At 61.4% G+C, this 19,913-nt stretch carries 23 protein-coding genes; 14 read left to right on the forward strand and 9 right to left on the reverse strand.

The genetic code is table 11. The features are described from left to right. The 9 genes from SULPSESMR1_RS09010 to SULPSESMR1_RS09050 all read left to right on the forward strand — a co-directional run bounded on the left by SULPSESMR1_RS09010 (window position 1) and on the right by SULPSESMR1_RS09050 (window position 8,107). Window positions 1-555: a CvpA family protein gene (locus tag SULPSESMR1_RS09010; protein WP_089420513.1), complete on the forward strand. Its 555-nt coding sequence runs from the start codon at window positions 1-3 to the stop codon at window positions 553-555. Between the two features lie 240 nt (window positions 556-795). After that, entirely contained in the window at window positions 796-2,250 is a 1,455-nt protein-coding gene (gene purF / locus SULPSESMR1_RS09015) for an amidophosphoribosyltransferase (RefSeq protein ID WP_089422247.1), read from the forward strand. A 121-nt stretch (window positions 2,251-2,371) separates the two neighbouring features. Further along, complete coding sequence (locus SULPSESMR1_RS09020; protein ID WP_089420514.1) at window positions 2,372-2,770, forward strand: hypothetical protein; 399 nt, start codon at window positions 2,372-2,374, stop codon at window positions 2,768-2,770. 160 nt (window positions 2,771-2,930) lie between these two features. Continuing rightward, complete coding sequence (locus tag SULPSESMR1_RS09025; RefSeq protein ID WP_198362773.1) at window positions 2,931-3,245, forward strand: hypothetical protein; 315 nt, start codon at window positions 2,931-2,933, stop codon at window positions 3,243-3,245. A 54-nt stretch (window positions 3,246-3,299) separates the two neighbouring features. After that, a complete protein-coding gene (locus SULPSESMR1_RS09030; protein WP_089422248.1) occupies window positions 3,300-3,944 on the forward strand; it encodes an SDR family NAD(P)-dependent oxidoreductase in 645 nt (214 codons plus the stop codon). Window positions 3,945-4,119: 175 nt separating this feature from the next. Then, window positions 4,120-4,905 (forward strand): 5'/3'-nucleotidase SurE, encoded by a 786-nt coding sequence (gene surE, locus SULPSESMR1_RS09035; protein WP_089420515.1) that lies wholly within the window; start codon window positions 4,120-4,122, stop codon window positions 4,903-4,905. Next, window positions 4,902-5,552 (forward strand): protein-L-isoaspartate(D-aspartate) O-methyltransferase, encoded by a 651-nt coding sequence (locus SULPSESMR1_RS09040; RefSeq protein ID WP_089420516.1) that lies wholly within the window; start codon window positions 4,902-4,904, stop codon window positions 5,550-5,552. The genes surE and SULPSESMR1_RS09040 overlap by 4 nt, the downstream gene beginning before the upstream one ends. Before the next feature lie 151 nt (window positions 5,553-5,703). Then, window positions 5,704-6,903 (forward strand): peptidoglycan DD-metalloendopeptidase family protein, encoded by a 1,200-nt coding sequence (locus SULPSESMR1_RS09045; protein ID WP_089420517.1) that lies wholly within the window; start codon window positions 5,704-5,706, stop codon window positions 6,901-6,903. 178 nt (window positions 6,904-7,081) lie between these two features. Then, window positions 7,082-8,107: a Hint domain-containing protein gene (locus tag SULPSESMR1_RS09050; protein ID WP_089420518.1), complete on the forward strand. Its 1,026-nt coding sequence runs from the start codon at window positions 7,082-7,084 to the stop codon at window positions 8,105-8,107. On the opposite strand, the gene SULPSESMR1_RS09055 is transcribed toward SULPSESMR1_RS09050, so the two are convergent. The 4 genes from SULPSESMR1_RS09055 to tatA are packed head-to-tail and all read right to left on the reverse strand — an operon-like array spanning window position 8,104 to window position 10,537. Beyond that, entirely contained in the window at window positions 8,104-8,943 is an 840-nt protein-coding gene (locus SULPSESMR1_RS09055) for an ATP-binding protein (protein WP_089420519.1), read from the reverse strand. The two genes, SULPSESMR1_RS09050 and SULPSESMR1_RS09055, sit on opposite strands and share 4 nt — an antisense overlap. Next, window positions 8,943-9,845, reverse strand: a complete 903-nt coding sequence (gene tatC / locus SULPSESMR1_RS09060; protein WP_089420520.1) for a twin-arginine translocase subunit TatC — start codon at window positions 9,843-9,845, stop codon at window positions 8,943-8,945. Before tatC ends, SULPSESMR1_RS09055 begins: the two co-directional genes overlap by 1 nt. Then, window positions 9,842-10,315: a Sec-independent protein translocase protein TatB gene (gene tatB, locus SULPSESMR1_RS09065; protein WP_089420521.1), complete on the reverse strand. Its 474-nt coding sequence runs from the start codon at window positions 10,313-10,315 to the stop codon at window positions 9,842-9,844. Before tatB ends, tatC begins: the two co-directional genes overlap by 4 nt. Before the next feature lie 3 nt (window positions 10,316-10,318). Continuing rightward, entirely contained in the window at window positions 10,319-10,537 is a 219-nt protein-coding gene (gene tatA, locus SULPSESMR1_RS09070; RefSeq protein WP_089420522.1) for a twin-arginine translocase TatA/TatE family subunit, read from the reverse strand. A gap of 166 nt (window positions 10,538-10,703) precedes the next feature. Between tatA and SULPSESMR1_RS09075 the strand changes: the two genes are divergently transcribed. Next, complete coding sequence (locus SULPSESMR1_RS09075) at window positions 10,704-11,345, forward strand: helix-turn-helix transcriptional regulator (protein WP_089422249.1); 642 nt, start codon at window positions 10,704-10,706, stop codon at window positions 11,343-11,345. 61 nt (window positions 11,346-11,406) lie between these two features. Here the strand turns inward: SULPSESMR1_RS09075 and SULPSESMR1_RS09080 are convergent, their stop codons facing one another. The 5 genes from SULPSESMR1_RS09080 to SULPSESMR1_RS09100 all read right to left on the reverse strand — a co-directional run bounded on the left by SULPSESMR1_RS09080 (window position 11,407) and on the right by SULPSESMR1_RS09100 (window position 15,311). After that, window positions 11,407-11,763 carry a Lin0512 family protein gene (locus tag SULPSESMR1_RS09080; RefSeq protein ID WP_089420523.1) on the reverse strand — a complete coding sequence of 119 codons (357 nt, stop codon included), beginning with the start codon at window positions 11,761-11,763 and terminating at the stop codon, window positions 11,407-11,409. Next, complete coding sequence (locus tag SULPSESMR1_RS09085; protein ID WP_089420524.1) at window positions 11,756-12,109, reverse strand: Lin0512 family protein; 354 nt, start codon at window positions 12,107-12,109, stop codon at window positions 11,756-11,758. The genes SULPSESMR1_RS09080 and SULPSESMR1_RS09085 overlap by 8 nt, the downstream gene beginning before the upstream one ends. Next, entirely contained in the window at window positions 12,106-13,194 is a 1,089-nt protein-coding gene (locus tag SULPSESMR1_RS09090) for an ABC transporter ATP-binding protein (RefSeq protein WP_089420525.1), read from the reverse strand. The genes SULPSESMR1_RS09085 and SULPSESMR1_RS09090 overlap by 4 nt, the downstream gene beginning before the upstream one ends. A gap of 209 nt (window positions 13,195-13,403) precedes the next feature. Continuing rightward, window positions 13,404-14,519 (reverse strand): hypothetical protein, encoded by a 1,116-nt coding sequence (locus SULPSESMR1_RS09095; RefSeq protein WP_089420526.1) that lies wholly within the window; start codon window positions 14,517-14,519, stop codon window positions 13,404-13,406. Between the two features lie 12 nt (window positions 14,520-14,531). Further along, the gene (locus tag SULPSESMR1_RS09100; RefSeq protein ID WP_089422250.1) at window positions 14,532-15,311 is read right to left on the reverse strand and encodes an SDR family oxidoreductase; all 780 of its coding nucleotides are present in this window, start codon (window positions 15,309-15,311) and stop codon (window positions 14,532-14,534) included. Between the two features lie 151 nt (window positions 15,312-15,462). Here SULPSESMR1_RS09100 and SULPSESMR1_RS09105 point away from each other — a divergent pair, with 151 nt between their 5' ends. The 4 genes from SULPSESMR1_RS09105 to SULPSESMR1_RS09120 are packed head-to-tail and all read left to right on the forward strand — an operon-like array spanning window position 15,463 to window position 19,822. Further along, entirely contained in the window at window positions 15,463-16,482 is a 1,020-nt protein-coding gene (locus SULPSESMR1_RS09105) for a Hint domain-containing protein (protein ID WP_089420527.1), read from the forward strand. Window positions 16,483-16,539: 57 nt separating this feature from the next. Continuing rightward, the gene (locus SULPSESMR1_RS09110) at window positions 16,540-18,147 is read left to right on the forward strand and encodes a peptide chain release factor 3 (protein ID WP_089420528.1); all 1,608 of its coding nucleotides are present in this window, start codon (window positions 16,540-16,542) and stop codon (window positions 18,145-18,147) included. Next, window positions 18,148-18,894 (forward strand): hypothetical protein, encoded by a 747-nt coding sequence (locus SULPSESMR1_RS09115; protein ID WP_089420529.1) that lies wholly within the window; start codon window positions 18,148-18,150, stop codon window positions 18,892-18,894. Then, on the forward strand, window positions 18,884-19,822 hold the full coding sequence (locus SULPSESMR1_RS09120) for a glycosyltransferase family 2 protein (RefSeq protein WP_089420530.1): 939 nt from the start codon (window positions 18,884-18,886) through the stop codon (window positions 19,820-19,822). The genes SULPSESMR1_RS09115 and SULPSESMR1_RS09120 overlap by 11 nt, the downstream gene beginning before the upstream one ends. The last annotated feature ends 91 nt before the right edge of the window (window positions 19,823-19,913 follow it).

The following is a 19,913-nucleotide window of genomic DNA, read 5'->3' on the forward strand; positions in this document are numbered from 1 at the left end:
ATGGACGGTTTCACAATCATTGATGGCGTGGTGGCCATCGTCATCATTCTGTCGGCGCTGCTGGCTTACGGGCGCGGCATCGTGCGCGAGATCATGGCCATCGCGGGCTGGATCGCGGCAGCGGTCCTTGCCTTTCTGTTTGCTCCTCAGGTCGAACCGCTGGTGCGCGAAATCCCGGTTGTGGGTGAATTTCTGGCCGACAGTTGCGAGCTGAGCGTGATCGGTGCCTTTGCGTTGGTCTTTGCCGTGGCGCTGATTGTCGTGTCTTTGTTTACCCCGCTGTTTTCCTCGCTGGTCCAACGCTCGGCTCTGGGTGGCGTGGATCAGGGGCTGGGCTTTCTGTTTGGCGTGGCGCGCGGAATACTTTTGGTTATCGTCGCCTTTTTTGTCTACGACACCGTGATCACAGGACAGGAATTTACAGTCGTGGACGAAAGCCGCTCGGCAGCGGTCTTTGGCCGCTTCACCACGGACATTCAGGACCGCAAACCCGAAGAGGCCCTTGGCTGGATCACCCAGCAATACGAAGGCCTCATCGGAACCTGCGAGCAATAATGCAGCATTCGCGTCTCAGCCCGTCCGCTCAAGGGTTGTACGGGCGGGACCGCGCCCCTAGTTTCAATGTACACACAGTTGATTGTGTCGCCTCAAACCGATTGCGTTGCCACGCATGAAGCACAGGTTCGCAATCTTGCAACTATTTCGGCCGCAGGGCGTGACACCACGCGACGGCCCCAGTATCAGAAACCTGTCCAACCCCAGATTCGGAGCCATCCGCCCGTGACTGAATGCATGATGCCACCCGCACATCCCTTTGATGACGACAAGCTGAAAGAAGAATGCGGGGTTTTTGGTGTGATCGGCACCCAAGATGCCTCGAACTTCGTTGCCCTCGGCTTGCACGCGCTGCAACACAGAGGGCAGGAAGCAGGCGGTATCGTCAGCTATGATGCCGAGCTTGGCTTTCAGTCCGCACGCCGCTTCGGCTATGTGCGCGACAATTTCACCAGCCAGAAAATCATGGAAACCCTGCCCGGCCCGCTTGCCATCGGGCATGTCCGCTACTCAACCTCGGGCAACAAGGGGCAGACCGCGATCCGCGACGTACAGCCCTTCTTTGGCGAATTTGCAATGGGCGGTGCGGCGATTGCCCACAACGGCAACATCACCAATGCCAACGCCCTGCGCCGCGAACTGATCGAACGCGGGTCGATCTTCCAGTCGTCGTCCGACAGCGAATGTATCATCCACCTGATGGCCCGGTCGCTTCAACGCAATATTCCCGAACGCATGGAAGACGCCCTGCGCCGCGTCGAAGGCGCATTCTCGATCGTCGCCATGACCCGCACCAAGCTGATCGGTGTGCGCGACCCGCTGGGTGTACGCCCGCTGGTTCTGGGCCGCGTTGGCGACGGCTGGGCGCTCAGTTCGGAAACCTGCGCGCTGGACATCATCGGCGCCGAGTTCGTCCGCGAGATCGAACCGGGCGAAATGGTGGTGATCACCGACAAAGGCGTCGAAAGCCACTTCCCCTTCCGTCGCGTCGCCCCGCGTTTCTGCATATTCGAACACGTCTACTTCTCGCGCCCCGACAGCATCCTTGGCGGGCGCAGCGTCTATGAAACCCGCGAGAACATCGGCCGCGAACTGGCCAAGGAATCGCCTGTCGATGCCGATCTGGTCTGCCCCGTCCCTGACAGCGGCACGCCTGCGGCAATCGGGTTCAGCCTGCAATCGGGCATTCCCTATGCAATGGGGATCATCCGCAACCAGTATATGGGCCGCACCTTTATCGAACCCACCGAACAGATCCGCAACATGGGTGTGCGGCTGAAGCTGAACGTGAACCGCGCCCTGATCAAAGGCAAACGGGTCATTCTGGTCGACGATTCCGTGGTGCGCGGCACCACCTCGCGCAAGATCAAGGAAATGATCCTTGATGCCGGTGCTGCCGAAGTCCACTTTCGCATCGCAAGCCCGCCCACGGCCTGGCCCTGCTTTTACGGCGTCGACACACCGCAACGCGAAAAACTGCTCGCCGCGACCATGTCCGAGGACGAGATGCGCGAACATCTGGGCGTCGATTCGCTCAAGTTCATCTCGCTCGACGGCCTTTACCGCGCCGTGGGCGAAGCCAAGGGCCGTAACAACAGCTGCCCGCAATATTGCGACGCATGTTTTTCCGGCGAATATCCGGTGAAACCATCGGACATGCTGGAAAAAGGCTTTGAGATGAAAGCAGCGGAATAACCCCGCCGCTTCATCTTGCCAGATAAACTCCGGGGGAGCGCCAAAGGCGCCGGGGGCAGCGCCCCTCTCTGCCCCCGGCTGATGTCACGAACCGTCAGCAGCATGTGGTATACATTATCCGATGGATCCGTTCGCCTCGACCACAGCCCAATGGCCCACTGCCGCCCGCGTGCGTTTCGACGTGCTGCGCGCCACCATCCTTGCCGCGGCCCATGACGCAAGTGTCGGCACGCTCACGGAATCTCTGAAATGGGGCCAACCCGCATGGCGCCCCGCCGCCCCGCGCACCGGATCGACCCTGCGATTGAACTGGTCCGCTGCCGCGCCCGACGTGCTGACCGCCTATGTGGATTGCAAGACCGATCTGGCAGAGCGCATGGCGCGTCTCTACCCTGACCTGCCGAACGACGGGCGCCGTGCGCTGGGGTTGGCGGTGACCGGCCCCCTTGCCGACCAAGCGATCTCCCATCTGGCTGCGATGACCTTCACCTATCACCGCAAGGGTGAGGTGCGAGGCTGATTCCCGCCTCTCGCAAGGGGTCCGCCACACTATGTCGCAGCCCTCGGCAAAGCATGGCGCACGGGCTGGCGCGATTCGGCTTATGGGTAAATCCGCCACGCTTGCAGATGCCCACGGCCATGATACGTCGCGCCTTCGACTAAACCCCGAAGGACCCCCCATGGCCGAAGCCTCTTCCCAAACCCGCCAACTGGCGACCCAAAAAAACGCAGTGCGCCTGAACCGGCCCGTGTTGCTGGGCATTTTCGGCGCAAACGCCGCACCGCGCGCGATGATCCGCTATCCCAACGGCCATATCGACACCGTCAAAACCGGCGACAAGACCCGTCTGGGCCAGGTTGTCGCCATCGACGACGACGCATTGCACATTGTCCGCAATGGCCGCACCGACGTACTGCGCCTGCCACAACGGGGCCAGATTTCCAGTGCCCTGCGCCCGCGTGGCCGCCCCAGCGCCTCGACCAACGCCGCCTGACCGCGACATGCACGCCTCTTGACCTTGGCGCACAATCAGACCATCACGCGGCCCATGACAAATGCCCCCAAACTTGCCCTGATCACCGGCGCTTCGCGTGGTCTTGGTGCCGCGCTGGCCGAAGCCTTGGCCCCGACCCATCACATCGTTGCCGTAGCCAAGACCACCGGCGCGCTGGAAGAGCTTGACGACCGGATCAAGGCCCTTGGCGGCAGCGCCACGCTGGCACCGATGGACATCACCCTGCCAGCGGCGATGGCCACCCTGTGCCGCGGCATCCATGACCGCTGGGGCGGGCTGGACATCTGGGCGCACACTGCGATCCATGCTGCCCCGCTGACACCCACCAGCCATATCGACAGCGGTGACATGGCCAAGTCCGTCGCTGCCAACATCACCGCCACCGCAACGCTGATCACCTATGTGGCCCCTTTGCTGGGCACCGATGGCACGGCGCTGTTTTTTGACGATCCGCGCGCAGGCACCAAATTCTTTGGCAGCTATGGCGCGACCAAGGCCGCGCAGATCGCATTGGCCCGCAGCTGGCAGGCTGAAACCACTAAAACCGGCCCGCGCGTCGTCATCACACAGCCCAATCCAATGCCCACCGCCAGCCGCGCCCGCTTTTTCCCCGGCGAGGACCGCGCGCCCTTGGCCGATCCACGCGCCGAAGCTGCGCGCATACTGGCAAACCTCTAAAATTTCTCCGGTTCGGACAATCTTTTCCCCAGGGCTGGCTTGCCACAGTGCAAGCCGGTCAATGAGTCCTGAGCGCAACGCCTGTGCCCACTTCTGACACAAATACACCTTGCAGACAGCACCTGCCCTTGCCGCAATGCTTTGGCCTGAATACTAAGGACAAAAGGGGCAAAACATGCGCATTCTCATCACCAACGACGACGGCATCGCCGCACCGGGGCTGAAAACCCTGCACGCCATTGCCAAGCAACTGGCTGGCGGCACAGGCGAGGTCTGGACCGTGGCACCCGCATTCGAGCAATCGGGCGTCGGCCACTGCATCAGCTACACCCATCCGATGATGATCTCGAAACTGGATACCCGCCGCTATGCCGCCGAAGGCAGCCCTGCCGATTGTGTGCTGGCGGGCGTTCATGACGTGATGGGCGACGCGCCCCCCGACCTGATCCTGTCCGGTGTGAACCGCGGCAACAATTCGGCTGAAAACGCGCTCTATTCCGGCACGCTGGGCGGCGCGATGGAGGGGGCGTTGCAGGGTATCCCTTCGATCGCCCTGTCCCAGTATTTCGGTCCGGCCAATGCCGTCAGCGCCGACCCGTTCGAGGCCGCCTTGGTCCACGGTGCCGATACCGTGCGCCGTATTCTGGATGCCACACCACAGGACACCGCCGACTACCGACTGTTCTATAACGTGAACTTCCCGCCCGTTCCGGCTGCCGACGTCAAGGGCACCCGCCTGAGCGCACAGGGCCGCCGTCCCGGTGTGCTATTTTCGACCGAACCACACGAAGCCCCCTCGGGTCGGCGTTTTGTCTGGATCAAAGGTGGCAACCAACAGGTGCCCACAGCGCGGGGCACAGACGCGGCAGTCAACCTTGATGGCTATATTTCGATCACCCCCATGCGCGCCGATCTAACCGCCCATGACGTGATGGACAGTCTCGGGGCGTTGAACGCATGACCGACGACGAGATCGCCCAACGCAAGATGCAGTTCCTGTATGCGCTGCGCTCCAAGGGCGTGACGGACAAGGCTGTGCTGGAAGCGATGGAAGCGATCGACCGCGGGCCGTTCATCCGTGGCCTGTTTGCCGCGCGCGCCTACGAGGACATGCCCCTGCCCATCGCCTGCGGGCAAACCATCAGCCAGCCTTCGGTTGTCGGGCTGATGACGCAGGCCTTACAAATCAGTCCGCGCGACAAGGTGCTCGAAGTGGGCACCGGCTCGGGCTATCAGGCGGCGATCCTCAGCAAGCTGGCGCGCCGCGTCTATACCGTGGACCGCCATCGCCGTCTGGTGCGTCAGGCGCGCGAGATTTTTGATGCGATGAACCTGACCAACATCACAGCGATCACCGGCGATGGCAGCTTTGGCCTGCCCGATCAGGCACCCTTTGATCGTATTCTGGTCACTGCCGCCGCCGAAGACCCCCCCGGCCCCCTGCTGGCGCAGTTGAAAGTCGGCGGCATTATGGTTGTGCCTGTGGGGCAGTCGGACGCGGTGCAAAGCCTGATCCGTGTGCGCAAGTCGGAAACCGGTCTGGAATATGACGAATTGCGCCCCGTGCGCTTCGTCCCCTTGCTCGAAGGCTTGGGAAAAGATACATAATACGCGGAAATACGCCGATATGGACATCCGTGCAGCACATTCTTGACCCTGTGTTGCATGGACAGACAAAACCCGTGACATAAGGCCCAAGATGACATCCACGACAAGGCCCCGAAGCTACATAACGGGGCGTGCCAAGAGGACGAGCCAGATGATCCGAGCCATTTCGCGCAACCGCGCGCCCCTGCTGCTGGCCACCTGTGGCGCGCTTGCGCTTGCAGGCTGCGACCAGCCGCTTGATTTCGACATGCGCGGCGGTACGGGTGCGTTTTCCACCGCAGATGCCGCCGTGAACGCCACCACCGACCGGCCCCGGCCCGACAATCGGGGGGTAATTTCCTATCCCAACTATCAGGTCGCAGTGGCCCGTCGGGGCGACACGCTGAACGATGTGGCCGCACGGATTGGCGTCAATGCGGGCGAATTGAGCCGTTACAACGGGATCGAAACCGATGTCCCCCTGCGCGCGGGCGAAATCATCGCCCTGCCGCGCCGCGTGGCAGAACCGTCACCTGCCACGGGTGCCACCGGCACCGGCCCGATCCAGCCTGCCTCGGTCGATGTGACCACGCTGGCCGGTAACGCCATCGACAGCGCCGCCGACACCACGCCTGCGGCAACCACGCCGGCCCCTGCCAACTCGACGCCAGTGACGGTCCAGACCGGACAAGAACCAACCCGCCACCGTGTCGAGCGCGGCGAAACCGCCTATACCATCGCGCGGCTTTATCAGGTGCCCGTGCGCTCGCTGGCCGAATGGAACGGCTTGGGCAGTGATTTCGAGATTCGCGAAGGTCAGTTTCTGCTGATCCCTGTGGCGCAGCAGGCGCCACCGAAACGCACCGCCGCCACCACCGCCCCCGGCGCAGGATCGCCTACGCCAACCCCGCCCAGTGCGGCGACCCCCCTGCCCAAGGATGACACAGCAAAACCGGCACCTGCGGCCAAACCGGCGGCCCCCGTTGCCGACATCGGCAAACAAACGACCAAACCCGACAGCAACACCGCACTGGCCTATCCGGTCACAGGGTCGATCATCCGCGCCTATTCCAAAGGCCGCAACGAGGGCATCGACATCAAGGCCGCCGCAGGCACCCCTGTCAAAGCCGCCGCATCCGGCAGCGTCGCCGCAATCACCGAAAGCGCAGAAGGCGTGCCGATCATCGTGGTGCGTCACCCCGACAACCTGCTGACCGTCTATGCAAACGTCGCCAACGTGACCGTCAAAAAGGGCGACAACGTCAGCCGCGGGCAAAGCCTTGCCAAACTGCGCAGCGGCGACAATGCCTATCTGCATTTCGAAGTCCGCAAAGGCTTTGAGAGCGTGGACCCCGCCCCCTACCTGCCCTGATGCCGATACAGGGGAACAGTGGCGAACCCGCTGTGGTTCGCCACATCTGTGGCGGTGTCGCTGCCAATTGTGCCAAGAACGGGTGTAGATACACAAAAAAGACCACGCGACCGCCCCAGCCTCGCCACGTTTCACGTCCAGATACATTTCAAATACAGTATTTGGATTGGTTTCAGAGATGGCCGTTTACTACGGATACACGAACGTCATTCGCGGACCACAAAGCACAATCAACGGCAACCCCGTCGACTATGCCTATGCACCGTCCGGCACCTGGCGTTACACCGGTGAAGACACCTATTTCGTAGTCGAGGAAAACGACGGCGCGATCGTGTTCAACGGCGACGGCGATGTAAACGAATACATTGATTTTGCCGAACGCTTTGGCGGCGCATGGGAGCAGACAGCCGAAGTGGACGGCGTAGACCATCAGGTAATCTGGGATTACACGTTCACGGTTACGGACGGCACAAACACATGGCGCGTGGGCGTCATTGACGTGGACCTGAACAACGACAACGATGTGATGGACGCGGGCGAAAACGGCTATTTTCTGGTGTTTCCAGACGGGATGCCCCCTGCCGACACCGACCTGACCACTGGCGGGATCACCGAAAACGACGACAGCACCCCGCACATTGGCCTTGGCGGGACAGTGGTCTGCTTTGCCTCGGGTACGATGATCGAAACCCCTGACGGCCCCCGCGCCGTCGAGGACTTGTTCCCTGACGATCTGGTGATCACGGGCAGCGCAGGCGCCCAGCCTATCCGCTGGATCGGTGCATCTACCGTTGCGTCCACCGGCGATCTGGCAGCGATTGTCATCACCGCAGGCACCCTTGGCAATGACGCCGATCTGGTGGTGTCACCTCAACACGCAATCTTGCTGACCGACTGGCGGGCCGAGTTGTTGTACGGCCAAGAAGAAGTTCTGGTGCGCGCCGTTGATCTGTTGAACATGGACGGCGTTTATCGCAACACGAGCGGACTTGTCACCTATCACCACATCCTGCTGGACGCACATCACGTGGTGCAGTCGCATGGAATCTGGTCGGAAACGCTCTATCCCGGAGATATGACCAAACAATCGGTGAACCCCGCAGCCAAGGCTGAAATCGAAACGCTGTTTCCCGATTTGGCCATCTATGGCCCCAAAGCCGCCCGCTGTCTGCGCGCCTTTGAAGCGGCCGTGCTGTCCACTTAAAGCGTGACGCCCGAGCGGCCCGCAAGGTCCACGAAATACTGCCATGCCACCCGACCCGACCGCGCGCCGCGTGTGGCCTGCCATTCAATCGCCTCGGTGCGCAGGCTCGCGTCGTCGATGGTCACACCATAAGCATCGCAATAGCCACGGATCATCGCCAAATACTGGTCCTGATCGCATGGATGAAAACCCAGCCACAAACCAAAGCGATCTGACAGCGATACCTTTTCCTCGACCGCCTCGGCGGGGTTGATCCCGCTTTGCCGTTCGTTTTCGATCATGTCGCGCGGCATCAGGTGGCGGCGGTTCGACGTGGCATAAAGCACCACATTCTCGGGCCGCCCCTCGATCCCGCCATCCAGAACCGCCTTGAGCGATTTGTAATGGCTGTCGTCGTGGCCAAAGCTGAGGTCGTCGCAATACAACAAAAACCGCCCCGGCGCGGCGCGCAGCAGGTTCAGCAAACGGCCCACGCTGGGCAGGTCTTCGCGCTGCAATTCCACGATCTTCAACTGCGGGTAATCTGCCTGAACCGCGCCATGTACTGCTTTGACAAGGCTGGATTTCCCCATTCCCCGCGCGCCCCAAAGCAGCGCGTTGTTGGCGGGCAGCCCCTTGGCAAACTGGGTGGTGTTGGCCAGCAGCGTATCGCGTGACCGGTCGTTGCCCACCAGCAGTTTCAGCGGCACGCGGCTGATCTGGTGAACCGGTTCCAGCCGGTCCGGTCCGGTGTGCCAGACAAAGGCACTGGCCGCGTCAAAATCGGGGGCTTGCAGCGGCGCAGGTGCCATACGCTCCAGCGCCGCTGCGATACGGTCCATCGGGTCGTCGATCACTATTTCAGGTCCTCGTCATCGCCATTCAGAATGTCGTCCAGACCTTCTTCGTCTTCTTCGTCGTCGAAGTAGCCTTCTTCGCGCAGGCGTTGGTTCCGCCGGCGTTCGACACCGCGTACCAGCCAGATCGAAATTTCATAAAGACCAAAGACCACCACAAACAAGATCAACTGGGTCACGACGTCCGGGGGCGTGACCAGCGCCGCCACCACCAGAATGCCAACAACCGCATATTTGCGCACGTTTGCCAGCCCTTCGGCAGTCACCAGACCGGCCTTGCCCATCAAGGTCAAAAGCACTGGAAGCTGAAAGCACAGGCCAAAGGCCACAATCATTTTCAACGTGATATCAAGGCTTTCGTTCACCTTACCTTGAAAAACGATGTCGATGCCCTCTGATGCGCCCTCAATCGAACCATCCTGAACAATCGCTGACAGGATCGACGCCGCATCGGCGAAGCCCAGAAAGAACTTCATCGCCAATGGCACGACCACATATTGCGCAAAGGCCGCCCCCAGCATGAACAGCGCGGGCGAGGCGATCAGAAACGGCAAAAAGGCCGATTTTTCATTCTTGTACAGCCCCGGTGCCACAAAGCGCCAAAGCTGATAGGCGATGACCGGAAAGGAAATCGCCAGCCCCCCCACCATCGAAATGCGCACAAGGGTAAAGAAATACTCTTGCGGCGCGGTGTATTGCATCACCGGATTGGGATTGCCCAGATCGCGCATGGTCTGCTCGATCGGGATCAGCAGGAAATCCAAGATCGCACTGCCGAAGGAAAAGCAGAAGATCATGGCCACCACAAAGGCCAGAACCGAGCGGATAAGCCGCGTGCGCAGTTCAGCCAGATGCTCGATCAGCGGTGCGCTGCTGTCTTCGATATCGTCTGCGTGGCTCATGTGTCGCCTTTGGGTGTATCGGGTGTCTCATCTGCCGTGACCGCCGCCTCGGCGGCGTCGGCAGCGTTTCGGGCCTCTTCGGCCTCGCGTGCTTTGCGGTCGGCAGCGGCGCGGGCGGTCGAGGCCTGTATTTTTTTCACCTTGTCCGCGCGTTCTTTGGCCAGCTTTCCGGTCTCGCTGTCGGCATCAATATTGCGCAACGAAGATGAGACATCGCGGGCGGCATCCTTGACGCCGTCCATCGCTGTCCCCAGCGGATTGGTCGCCGACTTCAACGTCTTCGACACGTCGCGCATCCCGCTTTCGTCGGCGGCATCGTTCATGGCACTGGTGAATTCACGCGCCATGCCCTTGGCTTTGCCGACAAAACGCCCCACCTGCCGGAACAACACCGGCAAATCCTTGGGCCCCACGACGATCAACGCCACGACGCCAATGACCAAAAGCTCGGTCCAGCCCAGGTCGAACATGGATTAAACCTTGTCTTTTTCGGTCTCGGGCGTGACGTCCTTGGCCTGCTGGTGCTCGTCGTCATCGTCCAGAGATTTCTGGCCTTCGCTGACGCCTTTTTTAAAGCTGGTGATGCCCTTGCCGACTTCGCCCATCAGGCTGGAAATCTTGCCGCGCCCGAACAGCACCAGCACCACAACCGCAATCAAAAGCAGACCCATTGGGCCAATATTGTTCAACATTCCAAATCTCCCGCTATACGCACCCCTCGGCGCGCTTCTTACCGTCTCTTGTCTATGCAATCACACCCCAAGGGAAAAGCAGCAAGGCCCGGTGCCGCCCGTTTCCGCCTGCCAGAATCGCCGGAATATTCTGGTCTTTTACACAACTGACATCTATTTGTCAGTTATGCCCCGCCAAACCCGCCTTCACGCCCTTCTCGACGCCCTGCGCACCGGCACCACCCACCGCGCCGCCGATCTGGCGTTGCGGCTGTCGGTGTCCCAACGCACGCTCTACCGCGACATTCAGGCGTTGCAGGCCGCAGGGGTTCCGGTTCAGGGCACCCGCGGCACCGGCTACCGTCTGACCGACCAGATCCGCCTGCCGCCACTTGATCTGGCTCCCGCCGAGCTTGAGGCCCTCAGCCTCGGCCTTGCCATTCTCGGCCAGTCCGCCGACCCAGACCTGTCACAGGCGGCCACCACGCTGGCTGATCGCATCGACGCGCTGCTGCCCGAAGCGACCATCGCCCCCGCCGACGCGTGGAAGCTGGAAAAATCGCCCTTTGCCGATGCTGCACGCGGTGCCTCGCATATCCCGCGCATCCGCGCCGCAATCCGCGCCCGCCAGAAACTGCGCATTACCTATCATTCACGCGGCGACCGCATCACCACGCGCACCATCCGCCCGCTAAACCTCGACAGCCTCGGCCCCGTCTGGACGCTGACCGCTTGGTGCGAATTGCGCCACGACATGCGTGACTTTCGTCTCGACCTGATCGACACAACCGAAGCCCTGCCCGAGCTTTTCCTCGACGACAGACCCTGAAGTATTCTTTTAGCTATAAATATCCCGGGGAGGACGCGCAGCATCGGGGGCAAAGCCCCGATTACCCCTTCAGCCGCCATCCGGTCTGCGTCGGCAAAAACGCCTCGACCGCAGCCGTGGCCACCACAATCACCTCATCCCCCGACGGCACATCCATCCCACCGAACACCGCGCGCACCTCGGCGCGCCCGCGCGGCAGCACCGCCACCAGCGCCTGCACGTCCACCTCATCGGGCTGTTGCACGCCCACAGTCACCTGCACCCGCATGTCCGAGGCATCCAGCCCCAGCGTGCCGAACAAAGGCAGGGACGATCCGCGAAACGCATCCTCGATTGCCCGCCGCGCGGCTTTGGTATAATCGCGCCCGTGCAGATCATTGCCCTGCCCCATCTCGATGATCACCCGCTGCTCAGACATCGGCGCGCTCCATATCAAACGACACGGTAAGGGCGGCATGGGCCATCACGGTGGGGTTGCCCATCCCTTCGGGGCGCGGCACGTCCAATCCGCCACGCACCACTTCGATCTGCGCGTTCCCGTATGGGAAAATCTCGCGCAGCGCCGCCACATCCACTTGTTCGGGCTGTTGCACCGCCACCCGCACAGCGATCTGCATCGCCTCTTTGGAAAAGCCGAACAGCTCTGCCAGATTGATCGAATTGCGCCACAACGCGTGGCGCACCGCCTTGGCCGCCGCATCCGTGTAATCAGCCCGACGCAACGACGTACCCATCCCGAATTCGATGATCAACGGTCCGCTCATCCCATCATCCCCGCAGGAAACACAAAGCATTTGTCGCGCCGCACCCGCAGCCACATGACTGTGCCCGGTTGTGGCAAAAACACCCCCGGCACGGTGGATTTCATCACCGAACCATCGTGGTCCAGCCGGAATTCCACAAGGCTTTCGTTGCCCATAAACCGCGCCCGCTCGACGACAGCCCGCGCCGCAGTCCCCTCGACCGCCGTGGGCACCGGCCCCACGCCCGCACGATCGAAATCAATCCGCACATGCTGCGGGCGAAACACAATATCCACTTCGGTGCCGTCTGCGATGCCCGGTGCCAGAAACCGCCCGAAAGGCGTCATCGCCAGCGCCCCCTGCACCGTCGCCCGCCGCACATTCGCGTCGGAAAAAAACGCAACCGATGCGCGGTCCAAGGGCCGCGTATAGACGTTATAGGGCGCGCCCTGTTGCACGATCCGCCCATCACGCATCAACGCAATCTCGTCTGCCATGCGCATCGCCTCGTCAGGCTCATGAGTGACCAGCAACACACCGGTGTCTTCTTCCTTGAGGATGCTCAACGTCTCGTCGCGGATGCCATCGCGCAACCGGTTGTCCAGCCCCGAAAACGGCTCGTCCATCAGCATGATCCGCGGCTGCGGCGCCAATGCGCGCGCCAGCGCCACACGCTGCTGTTCGCCGCCGGACAGTTGGTGCGGGTACATGTCAATAAACCGCTGCATATGCACACGGCCCAACATCTCTTCAACGCGGGCGCGTTTCTCGGCACGGCTGCCGCGCAGGCCATAAGCCACATTGCCCTCGACGCTCAGGTGCGGAAACAGCGCAAAGTCCTGAAACATCAACCCGATCTCGCGCCGCTCGGGCGGCACACGGGTGACGGTATCGCAGATCAGCTTGCCATCGACATAGATCTCGCCGCTGTCCTGCATCTCGACGCCCGCAATCATGCGCAATGTCGTAGATTTGCCGCAGCCCGACGGGCCCAACAGGCAGGTCACCTGCCCCGGCATGATCTGTAGGGATACGCCGTCCACCACGGCCCGCCCGTCAAAGCTGCGCCGCAGATTGCGGATCTCCAGTCTGGGCACCTCGGCCAAAGGCTCTCTCCAAGTCTTATAAAATCGGTCGGGCTTGGGCTATCAGGCCCGGCGCGCCCCCGCAAGCGCCGGCAATCAGTCCGTCAATCCGTTCGCCCAACCGGTCCTGCACCGTTCGCTTCATCTTGCAGGGTAAACTCCGGGGGCGCGCCGCAAGGCGCGGGGGCTGCGCCCCCTCAAACACAACAGTCGCGCAAGCGCCCGCAGGATCACACCAAGTCAAATCCCGCACGCACACGGTCCACGCCGTTCACTTGCACCACCAGTTCATGCGGCCCCGGATACAGCACGAATGTGCTGGCCCCGCCCTTCATCAGATGTGCCTTGGACATCACCAGTGCACGCCCCGCCTCAAGCCTCCCCGCCTTCAGCTTGAACACCTTTTCGCGGCCCCGGCCCGGTCCGGAAAAGCAGATGCGGTAATCCACCAGCACAGGCAAAGCCTGTGGTGCCTGCAACTCCACATCGAAGCGCAAACGGTCACCAATGGCGACCGTGCCAGCCTCAAGCCGCAGGTTCACCGACACGTCGGCATCCGCCGCAAAGCCCAGATGCGCCATCGCCCCCGCATGTCCCGCCTTGATCCGTGTGCGCAGCGCATGCCGCGCCATCCACGCCAGTTCTTGCGGGGTTTGCAACGACGCCTTTTCCCAGCGTTGCAGACGCGCCAGCACTGCATCCGTGTCAATTTTTGATATATCGTTCAGATGGTTGGCCACAGACCGCGTGACAAAGCGCGTGGAATCGCTGTGCAGCCGGTCCAGCAACGGCAAGGTCTGCGCAGGGGTCAGTGCAATCGCCCGTCCCCATGGCAGCTTGGGCCGCGTGCCTTCGCTGACCAGCCGCCGCACATGATAGTTTTTATCCTCGGCCCAGACTGCAAGCCGCGCAAGTGTCTGGTCTGGCCAGCGGTTCAGAAACGGCCGGATCGAGAACTCCATCGAAAACCGCTGTGTCGCTGCATAGAGCAGGTCCAGCGCACGGTCGCGGTGGTGTTCCAACCCGTGACGCACCGCCAGAATGCCCGGAACCGCGTGGATGAACCGGCCAAAGTCGTCATCGCGCAGCGACGGGTTCAAAGGCTGCGGCATCATCGCTTCCAACTGGTCCGCCATCACCGGAAAATCCGCTGATAGATGCGGCTCGATGCAATCAGCGAACCAGTCAAGACAGGCCATCAGGCTGCGCTCGGACACGCCCGAAAGGGCGCGTCGCGCAAATGCCGCACCATCCAGACCGGGCAGACCGGCGCTGTACTCTGTGCCCAACTGGCCCAGTGACTGCGCATTAAACAACTGGTCTTTCAGAGAAAAGCCCTGGGCCAAGTTCCGTTTCCCTTACAGCGTCGCGTTGGTTGCGCCGCCGTCCAACAGCAGGTTCTGACCCACGATAAAGCCTGCATGAACCGAACACAGAAACGCGCAGGTCTGCCCGAATTCCTGCCGCGTGCCATAGCGGCGCGCAGGGATTGTTGCCGCACGCTCGGCGCGCGCCTCTTCCAGAGAAATCCCCTTGGCCTTGACCACGTTCCCGTCCAGCGCAACCGCGCGGTCGGTGTCGTGGATGCCCGGCAACAGGTTGTTGATGGTCACACCCTTGGACGCCACTTGCCGTGCAGTACCTGCCACATAGCCGGTCAGACCCGCGCGCGCCGAATTTGACAGGCCCAGTTGCGCAATGGGTGCCTTGACCGACTGCGAGGTGATGTTGACCACCCGCCCCCAGCCGCGCTCCATCATGGCGGGCATCAGCGCCTTCATCAGGGCGATCGGGGCCAGCATATTGGCATCCAGAGCTGCTATAAAATCGTCGCGATCCCAATCATACCACATACCCGGAGGGGGGCCGCCCGCATTGTTGACCAGAATGTCGATCTGGCCTGCGACTTCCAACACTTTGGCCTGCCCTTCGGCGGTGCTGATGTCGGCGGCAACGGTCACCACGTCAACACCATAGGCGTCGCGGATTTCTTTGGCCGTTTCCTCCAGCACCTGCGCACCGCGTGCATTCAACACAAGGTTTACGCCCGCTTCGGCGAGCGCCTCGGCGCAACCGCGCCCCAATCCTTTGGACGACGCGCACACCAGCGCGCGTTTCCCAGAAATTCCCAAATCCATGCGATCCTCCATCATTGGTTTTTCACTGCCTAGCACCTCGCGCGGACGGGATGCCAGAAAAACACTGGCCCGTTGACCCGCTGCCGCCACAATTCTAGTTTAGAGCCTTGAACGATACGCAAAATTCTTGATCCGAGTGCAAACCAACCCTATGCGCAAATCCACCTTGCAGCAGTCACCGACACATTTTGTGCCCGTCTATGCCGCCCAGATGTTCACAGCGACGGACGGGGCGAATATGGGCGATGCGCTGTCCTTTGCGGACGAGCTTGAGTTGGATGATGTCTATGCGCTCAACCCCGATGCGCAACCGATGCAACTGGCGATTCAGGTTCTGCAAGACGGATTCGAAATTGCCACCGAAAGCCCCACAGGCGTCGCCGGTGCTGCCCTGCATATGGATTGCGCCCTGACACTGATGTCACCCGACGGGCAAACCACCGATTCCATCGTGGTGGTGGAAACCGACATCACGGGGAACGTCGCACAGATTTACCTGCTGCCTCTGGCCAGCCTGACACCGCGGATCGACTATGCGCTGGTCGGCATCGACACGACCAAGGCAGCCGAGAAATTTGCCGAGGTTGCCTGCGCCCGCTTTACCCGTGGTACGCACATTACGCTGGCCTCGGGTGCGCAGGTGCCGATTGAAAACCTTGCCGTGGGTGACCGCGTGCTGACCCGCGATGACGGCCCCCAACAGGTGCGATGGATCGGTCAGTCGACGGTGCGTGCCGTTGGTGATTTTGCACCCATCTGCATCCGTGCCGGTGCGCTGAACAACCACCGCGATCTGGTGGTCAGCCCCGACCACCGCCTGTTCATCTACCAACGCTCCGACCAATTGGGGGCCGGACGATCCGAGCTGCTGGTCAAGGCGCGCCATCTGGTCAACGGCGACACCGTCATCCGGCAGGATGGTGGCTTTGTCGACTATTTCCAACTTTTGTTCGACGCCCACCAGATCATCTATGCCGAAGGGATCGCAGCAGAATCAACGCTGGTCGACACCCGCACCCGCCCCACCGTCCCCGAAGAGGTCACAGCCCGACTGACGGGCAACGGCACGGCCGGTCACGCCAACAGCGGCCTGTCGGGTCTGGATGTTCAGGAAAACCTGCTGAACCGCCCCGACGCCGCCGAACTGCTGCGCAAAGCCAGCACCCGCTAGGCCCCCGCGCGCGAAGTATCCTTGCGCAGGGCTGGCCTGCAGAATATACGCCCCGACATGCTGGACATTGCCCCCAACCGCCCCGATCTGCCGCCCGAAATTGCGCGTCGTCGCACTTTTGCGATCATCTCGCATCCGGATGCCGGTAAAACGACCCTGACGGAAAAGTTCCTGCTGTTCGGCGGGGCGATCCAGATGGCCGGACAGGTCCGCGCCAAAGGCGAAGCGCGGCGGACACGCTCGGATTTCATGGCGATGGAAAAAGACCGCGGGATTTCCGTGTCGGCCTCGGCCATGTCCTTTGATTTCAAGAACTTCCGGTTCAATCTTGTCGACACACCCGGTCACTCGGACTTTTCGGAAGACACCTATCGCACGCTGACCGCAGTAGACGCCGCCGTGATGGTGATCGACGGCGCCAAAGGTGTCGAAAGCCAAACGCAAAAGCTGTTCGAAGTCTGCCGGATGCGCGATCTGCCGATCCTGACATTCTGTAACAAGATGGACCGAGAAAGCCGGGATACATTTGATATTATTGACGAAATTCAGGAAAATCTGGCGATTGATGTAACCCCTGCCAGCTGGCCCATCGGTGTGGGCCGCGATTTCGTCGGCTGCTATGACATGCTGCGCGACCGGCTGGAACTGATGGACCGTTCCGACCGCAACCGCGTGGCCGAAAGCATACAGATCGACGGCTTGGACGACCCCAAGCTGGCTGAACACGTTCCCGCACATCTTCTGGCGAAGCTGCGCGAAGAGGTCGAAATGGCCCGCGAACTGCTGCCTCCGATGGACCACGCCGCTATGCTGGAAGGGTCGCTGACCCCGATCTGGTTCGGCTCGGCCATCAATTCATTCGGGGTCAAGGAACTGATGGACGGCATTGCCACCTATGGCCCCGAGCCGCAGATCCAATCAGCCGAACCGCGCCAGATCCTGCCCGAAGAAAAAACGGTTTCCGGCTTTGTGTTCAAGGTTCAGGCCAACATGGACCCCAAGCACCGCGACCGCGTGGCCTTTGTCCGGCTGGCCTCGGGGCACTTTCACCGTGGCATGAAGTTGACTCATGTGCGGTCAAAAAAACCGATGGCAATTTCCAACCCCGTGCTGTTTCTGGCCTCGGACCGCGAATTGGCCGAAGAAGCTTGGGCCGGCGACATCATCGGCATACCCAACCACGGCCAGTTGCGCATTGGCGACACCCTGACCGAGGGCGAGGCGATCCGCGTCACGGGTATCCCGTCCTTTGCACCCGAACTGCTGCAAGGTGTGCGTGCAGGCGATCCGCTGAAGGCAAAACATCTGGAAAAGGCGCTGATGCAATTCGCCGAGGAAGGTGCCGCCAAAGTGTTCAAGCCCGCCATCGGCTCGGGCTTTGTGGTGGGCGTCGTCGGACAGTTGCAATTCGAGGTTCTGGCCAGCCGGATCGAGCTGGAATACAGCCTTCCGGTGCGGTTCGAACAATCGCAGTTCACCTCGGCCCGTTGGGTGAACGGCGCACGCCAAGCCGTTGATAAGTTTGTAGAGGCCAACAAACAGCACATCGGCTATGATCATGACGGCGACATCGTGTACCTGACCCGTTTGCAATGGGACATCGACCGCGTGGTGCGCGATTACCCCGACGTGCGTCTGACCGCGACCAAAGAAATGATGGTTTGAATGGACGCGGGCGAGAACCTCTATCAAGGCGGGTTTGCCAAGCTGCTGAACCGACAGGAAAAACGCCAACGCCCCTTTGACGGCGCCGCTGCCGTTCTGCCCGCCCCCGATGTCGACTTTGCCCCGTACTTTACCACTTTCGTGCCGCCACCGACGCAACATTCAGAGGAGGTGCCGCGTTTCAGCGCGCAGCGCAAGTGGCTGCAATTGCAACTGGAATTCGAGGGGCAGCCGCAAATTCTGCACCTGCACGCGATGCTGATCGCCATTTCGCGCCGGGATGATCCGCCCGACGTGGCCATCTCGCTTTTTCACCGTCTGTGGTCGGAACAGGGTGCAAAGCTGGCGAACATGCTGACCACACGTTGGAAAGTCTCTGCTGCGGCCAGTTTCGGTGACATCGGCGTGACCGGCGACCAGCGCGCCTGTGGCACCGCGTTGCATGTGATGTTCGACATGATGAAACTGCATGACAGCGAGCGCCGCAATTCCGGCCAGCCGGGGCGACGGCCATTCAGGTCATTGCGCGAGAGCAAACGGTTTCCACTGGCCTTCGGGCTGGACGCCTATAGCTTCAAAGGCGGCGATCTGGACATGATCCTGCTGGCGCGCATCTGGCAACTTTGCGAGCGTGACGCAACCATCCGCCCATTGGGGTTTGCCTTGCTGCGCATGGTCATGTCCGATCCCCGCAGCATCTTTGGACGTGTGCAGCAGATAAAGAAGGCGACCCGCGATGACGATTAGATGGGGCCTTGTCGCCACCGTCCTTGGCCCACCGGCTGAGCTTCTTCAATTCGCGGCCTATCACCTTGAGGCGGGTGCGCACCGGATTTATCTCTATCTAGACGATCCCGACAGCGACGCCTTTGCCCCGCTCAAGGCACATCCGAAAGTCCGCGTCAGCCGTTGCGATGCACAGCACTGGCAAAAATTGGGCGGCAAGCGGCCCGAGAAACATCAGGTTCGCCAAAGCCGCAACGCCACCCACGCCTACAGTCGCCGCACCGAAGTGGACTGGCTGATCCATATGGACGCCGATGAATTTCTGGTCTCGGACCAACCCGTTGGCGACATACTGGCCGCCCTGCCCGAGAGCACGCTAACCGCGCGCGTGCGCCCGATGGAGCAGTTGGCGGGCGACGGACACAGGTTCAAAGCCTTTATACCAAATGGCCCCGAGCGCGAAAAAATCGTGAACCGCATCTACCCAACGTTCGGGCCGCATATAAAAGGCGGGTTCCTGTCCCATGTGGCCGGCAAACTCTTTGCACGCACGGGCATGGACGGACTGGATGTACGCATTCACAACGTCTTTCTCGATCAGGTGATGAACCCCGACGAAGTCGAGTTGTCGCAAATTGATCTGGCCCATTGCCACGCCAAAACATGGCAGGACTGGCTGGCCGCCTACCGCTACCGGCTTGAAAAAGGGTCGTACCGCGCGGAACTTGCCCCAGCCACCCCGCCCGAAGCCGGCGGGCTAAGCCTGCACGACCTGTTCCGGTTCATCGAAGCCGACAGCGGCGAAACGGGCCTGCGGGAATTCTACCGTGAAGTGGCCGAAGACAGCCCCGAATTGCGCGCACGTCTGGACGCCGAAGGACTTCTTCGCACTCACAGGTTGAATGTTGATGAAATGACCTCCCTTCACTTCCCTGATTTCACGACATGATTTGACCCCGGCCCCGGGCTTTGGTATGGGCAATCAATGTCGCAGCCTTTGGGCTGCCTTTGGGCCATGCGGGCCGACATTTCAAAGCTGC

Source organism: Pseudosulfitobacter pseudonitzschiae (assembly GCF_002222635.1).
GTDB lineage: Bacteria > Pseudomonadota > Alphaproteobacteria > Rhodobacterales > Rhodobacteraceae > Pseudosulfitobacter > Pseudosulfitobacter pseudonitzschiae_A.

Excerpts from the sequence above, each read along its gene's own strand:
- SULPSESMR1_RS09010 (WP_089420513.1), top strand. The coding sequence starts at position 1 with ATGGACGGTTTCACAATCATTGATGGCGTGGTGGCCATCGTCATCATT.
- purF (WP_089422247.1), top strand. The coding sequence starts at position 796 with ATGCCACCCGCACATCCCTTTGATGACGACAAGCTGAAAGAAGAATGC.
- SULPSESMR1_RS09020 (WP_089420514.1), top strand. The coding sequence starts at position 2,372 with ATGGATCCGTTCGCCTCGACCACAGCCCAATGGCCCACTGCCGCCCGC.
- SULPSESMR1_RS09025 (WP_198362773.1), top strand. The coding sequence starts at position 2,931 with ATGGCCGAAGCCTCTTCCCAAACCCGCCAACTGGCGACCCAAAAAAAC.
- SULPSESMR1_RS09030 (WP_089422248.1), top strand. The coding sequence starts at position 3,300 with ATGACAAATGCCCCCAAACTTGCCCTGATCACCGGCGCTTCGCGTGGT.
- surE (WP_089420515.1), top strand. The coding sequence starts at position 4,120 with ATGCGCATTCTCATCACCAACGACGACGGCATCGCCGCACCGGGGCTG.
- SULPSESMR1_RS09040 (WP_089420516.1), top strand. The coding sequence starts at position 4,902 with ATGACCGACGACGAGATCGCCCAACGCAAGATGCAGTTCCTGTATGCG.
- SULPSESMR1_RS09045 (WP_089420517.1), top strand. The coding sequence starts at position 5,704 with ATGATCCGAGCCATTTCGCGCAACCGCGCGCCCCTGCTGCTGGCCACC.
- SULPSESMR1_RS09050 (WP_089420518.1), top strand. The coding sequence starts at position 7,082 with ATGGCCGTTTACTACGGATACACGAACGTCATTCGCGGACCACAAAGC.
- tatC (WP_089420520.1), bottom strand. The coding sequence starts at position 9,845 with ATGAGCCACGCAGACGATATCGAAGACAGCAGCGCACCGCTGATCGAG.
- tatB (WP_089420521.1), bottom strand. The coding sequence starts at position 10,315 with ATGTTCGACCTGGGCTGGACCGAGCTTTTGGTCATTGGCGTCGTGGCG.
- tatA (WP_089420522.1), bottom strand. The coding sequence starts at position 10,537 with ATGTTGAACAATATTGGCCCAATGGGTCTGCTTTTGATTGCGGTTGTG.
- SULPSESMR1_RS09075 (WP_089422249.1), top strand. The coding sequence starts at position 10,704 with ATGCCCCGCCAAACCCGCCTTCACGCCCTTCTCGACGCCCTGCGCACC.
- SULPSESMR1_RS09080 (WP_089420523.1), bottom strand. The coding sequence starts at position 11,763 with ATGTCTGAGCAGCGGGTGATCATCGAGATGGGGCAGGGCAATGATCTG.
- SULPSESMR1_RS09085 (WP_089420524.1), bottom strand. The coding sequence starts at position 12,109 with ATGAGCGGACCGTTGATCATCGAATTCGGGATGGGTACGTCGTTGCGT.
- SULPSESMR1_RS09100 (WP_089422250.1), bottom strand. The coding sequence starts at position 15,311 with ATGGATTTGGGAATTTCTGGGAAACGCGCGCTGGTGTGCGCGTCGTCC.
- SULPSESMR1_RS09105 (WP_089420527.1), top strand. The coding sequence starts at position 15,463 with ATGCGCAAATCCACCTTGCAGCAGTCACCGACACATTTTGTGCCCGTC.
- SULPSESMR1_RS09110 (WP_089420528.1), top strand. The coding sequence starts at position 16,540 with ATGCTGGACATTGCCCCCAACCGCCCCGATCTGCCGCCCGAAATTGCG.
- SULPSESMR1_RS09115 (WP_089420529.1), top strand. The coding sequence starts at position 18,148 with ATGGACGCGGGCGAGAACCTCTATCAAGGCGGGTTTGCCAAGCTGCTG.
- SULPSESMR1_RS09120 (WP_089420530.1), top strand. The coding sequence starts at position 18,884 with ATGACGATTAGATGGGGCCTTGTCGCCACCGTCCTTGGCCCACCGGCT.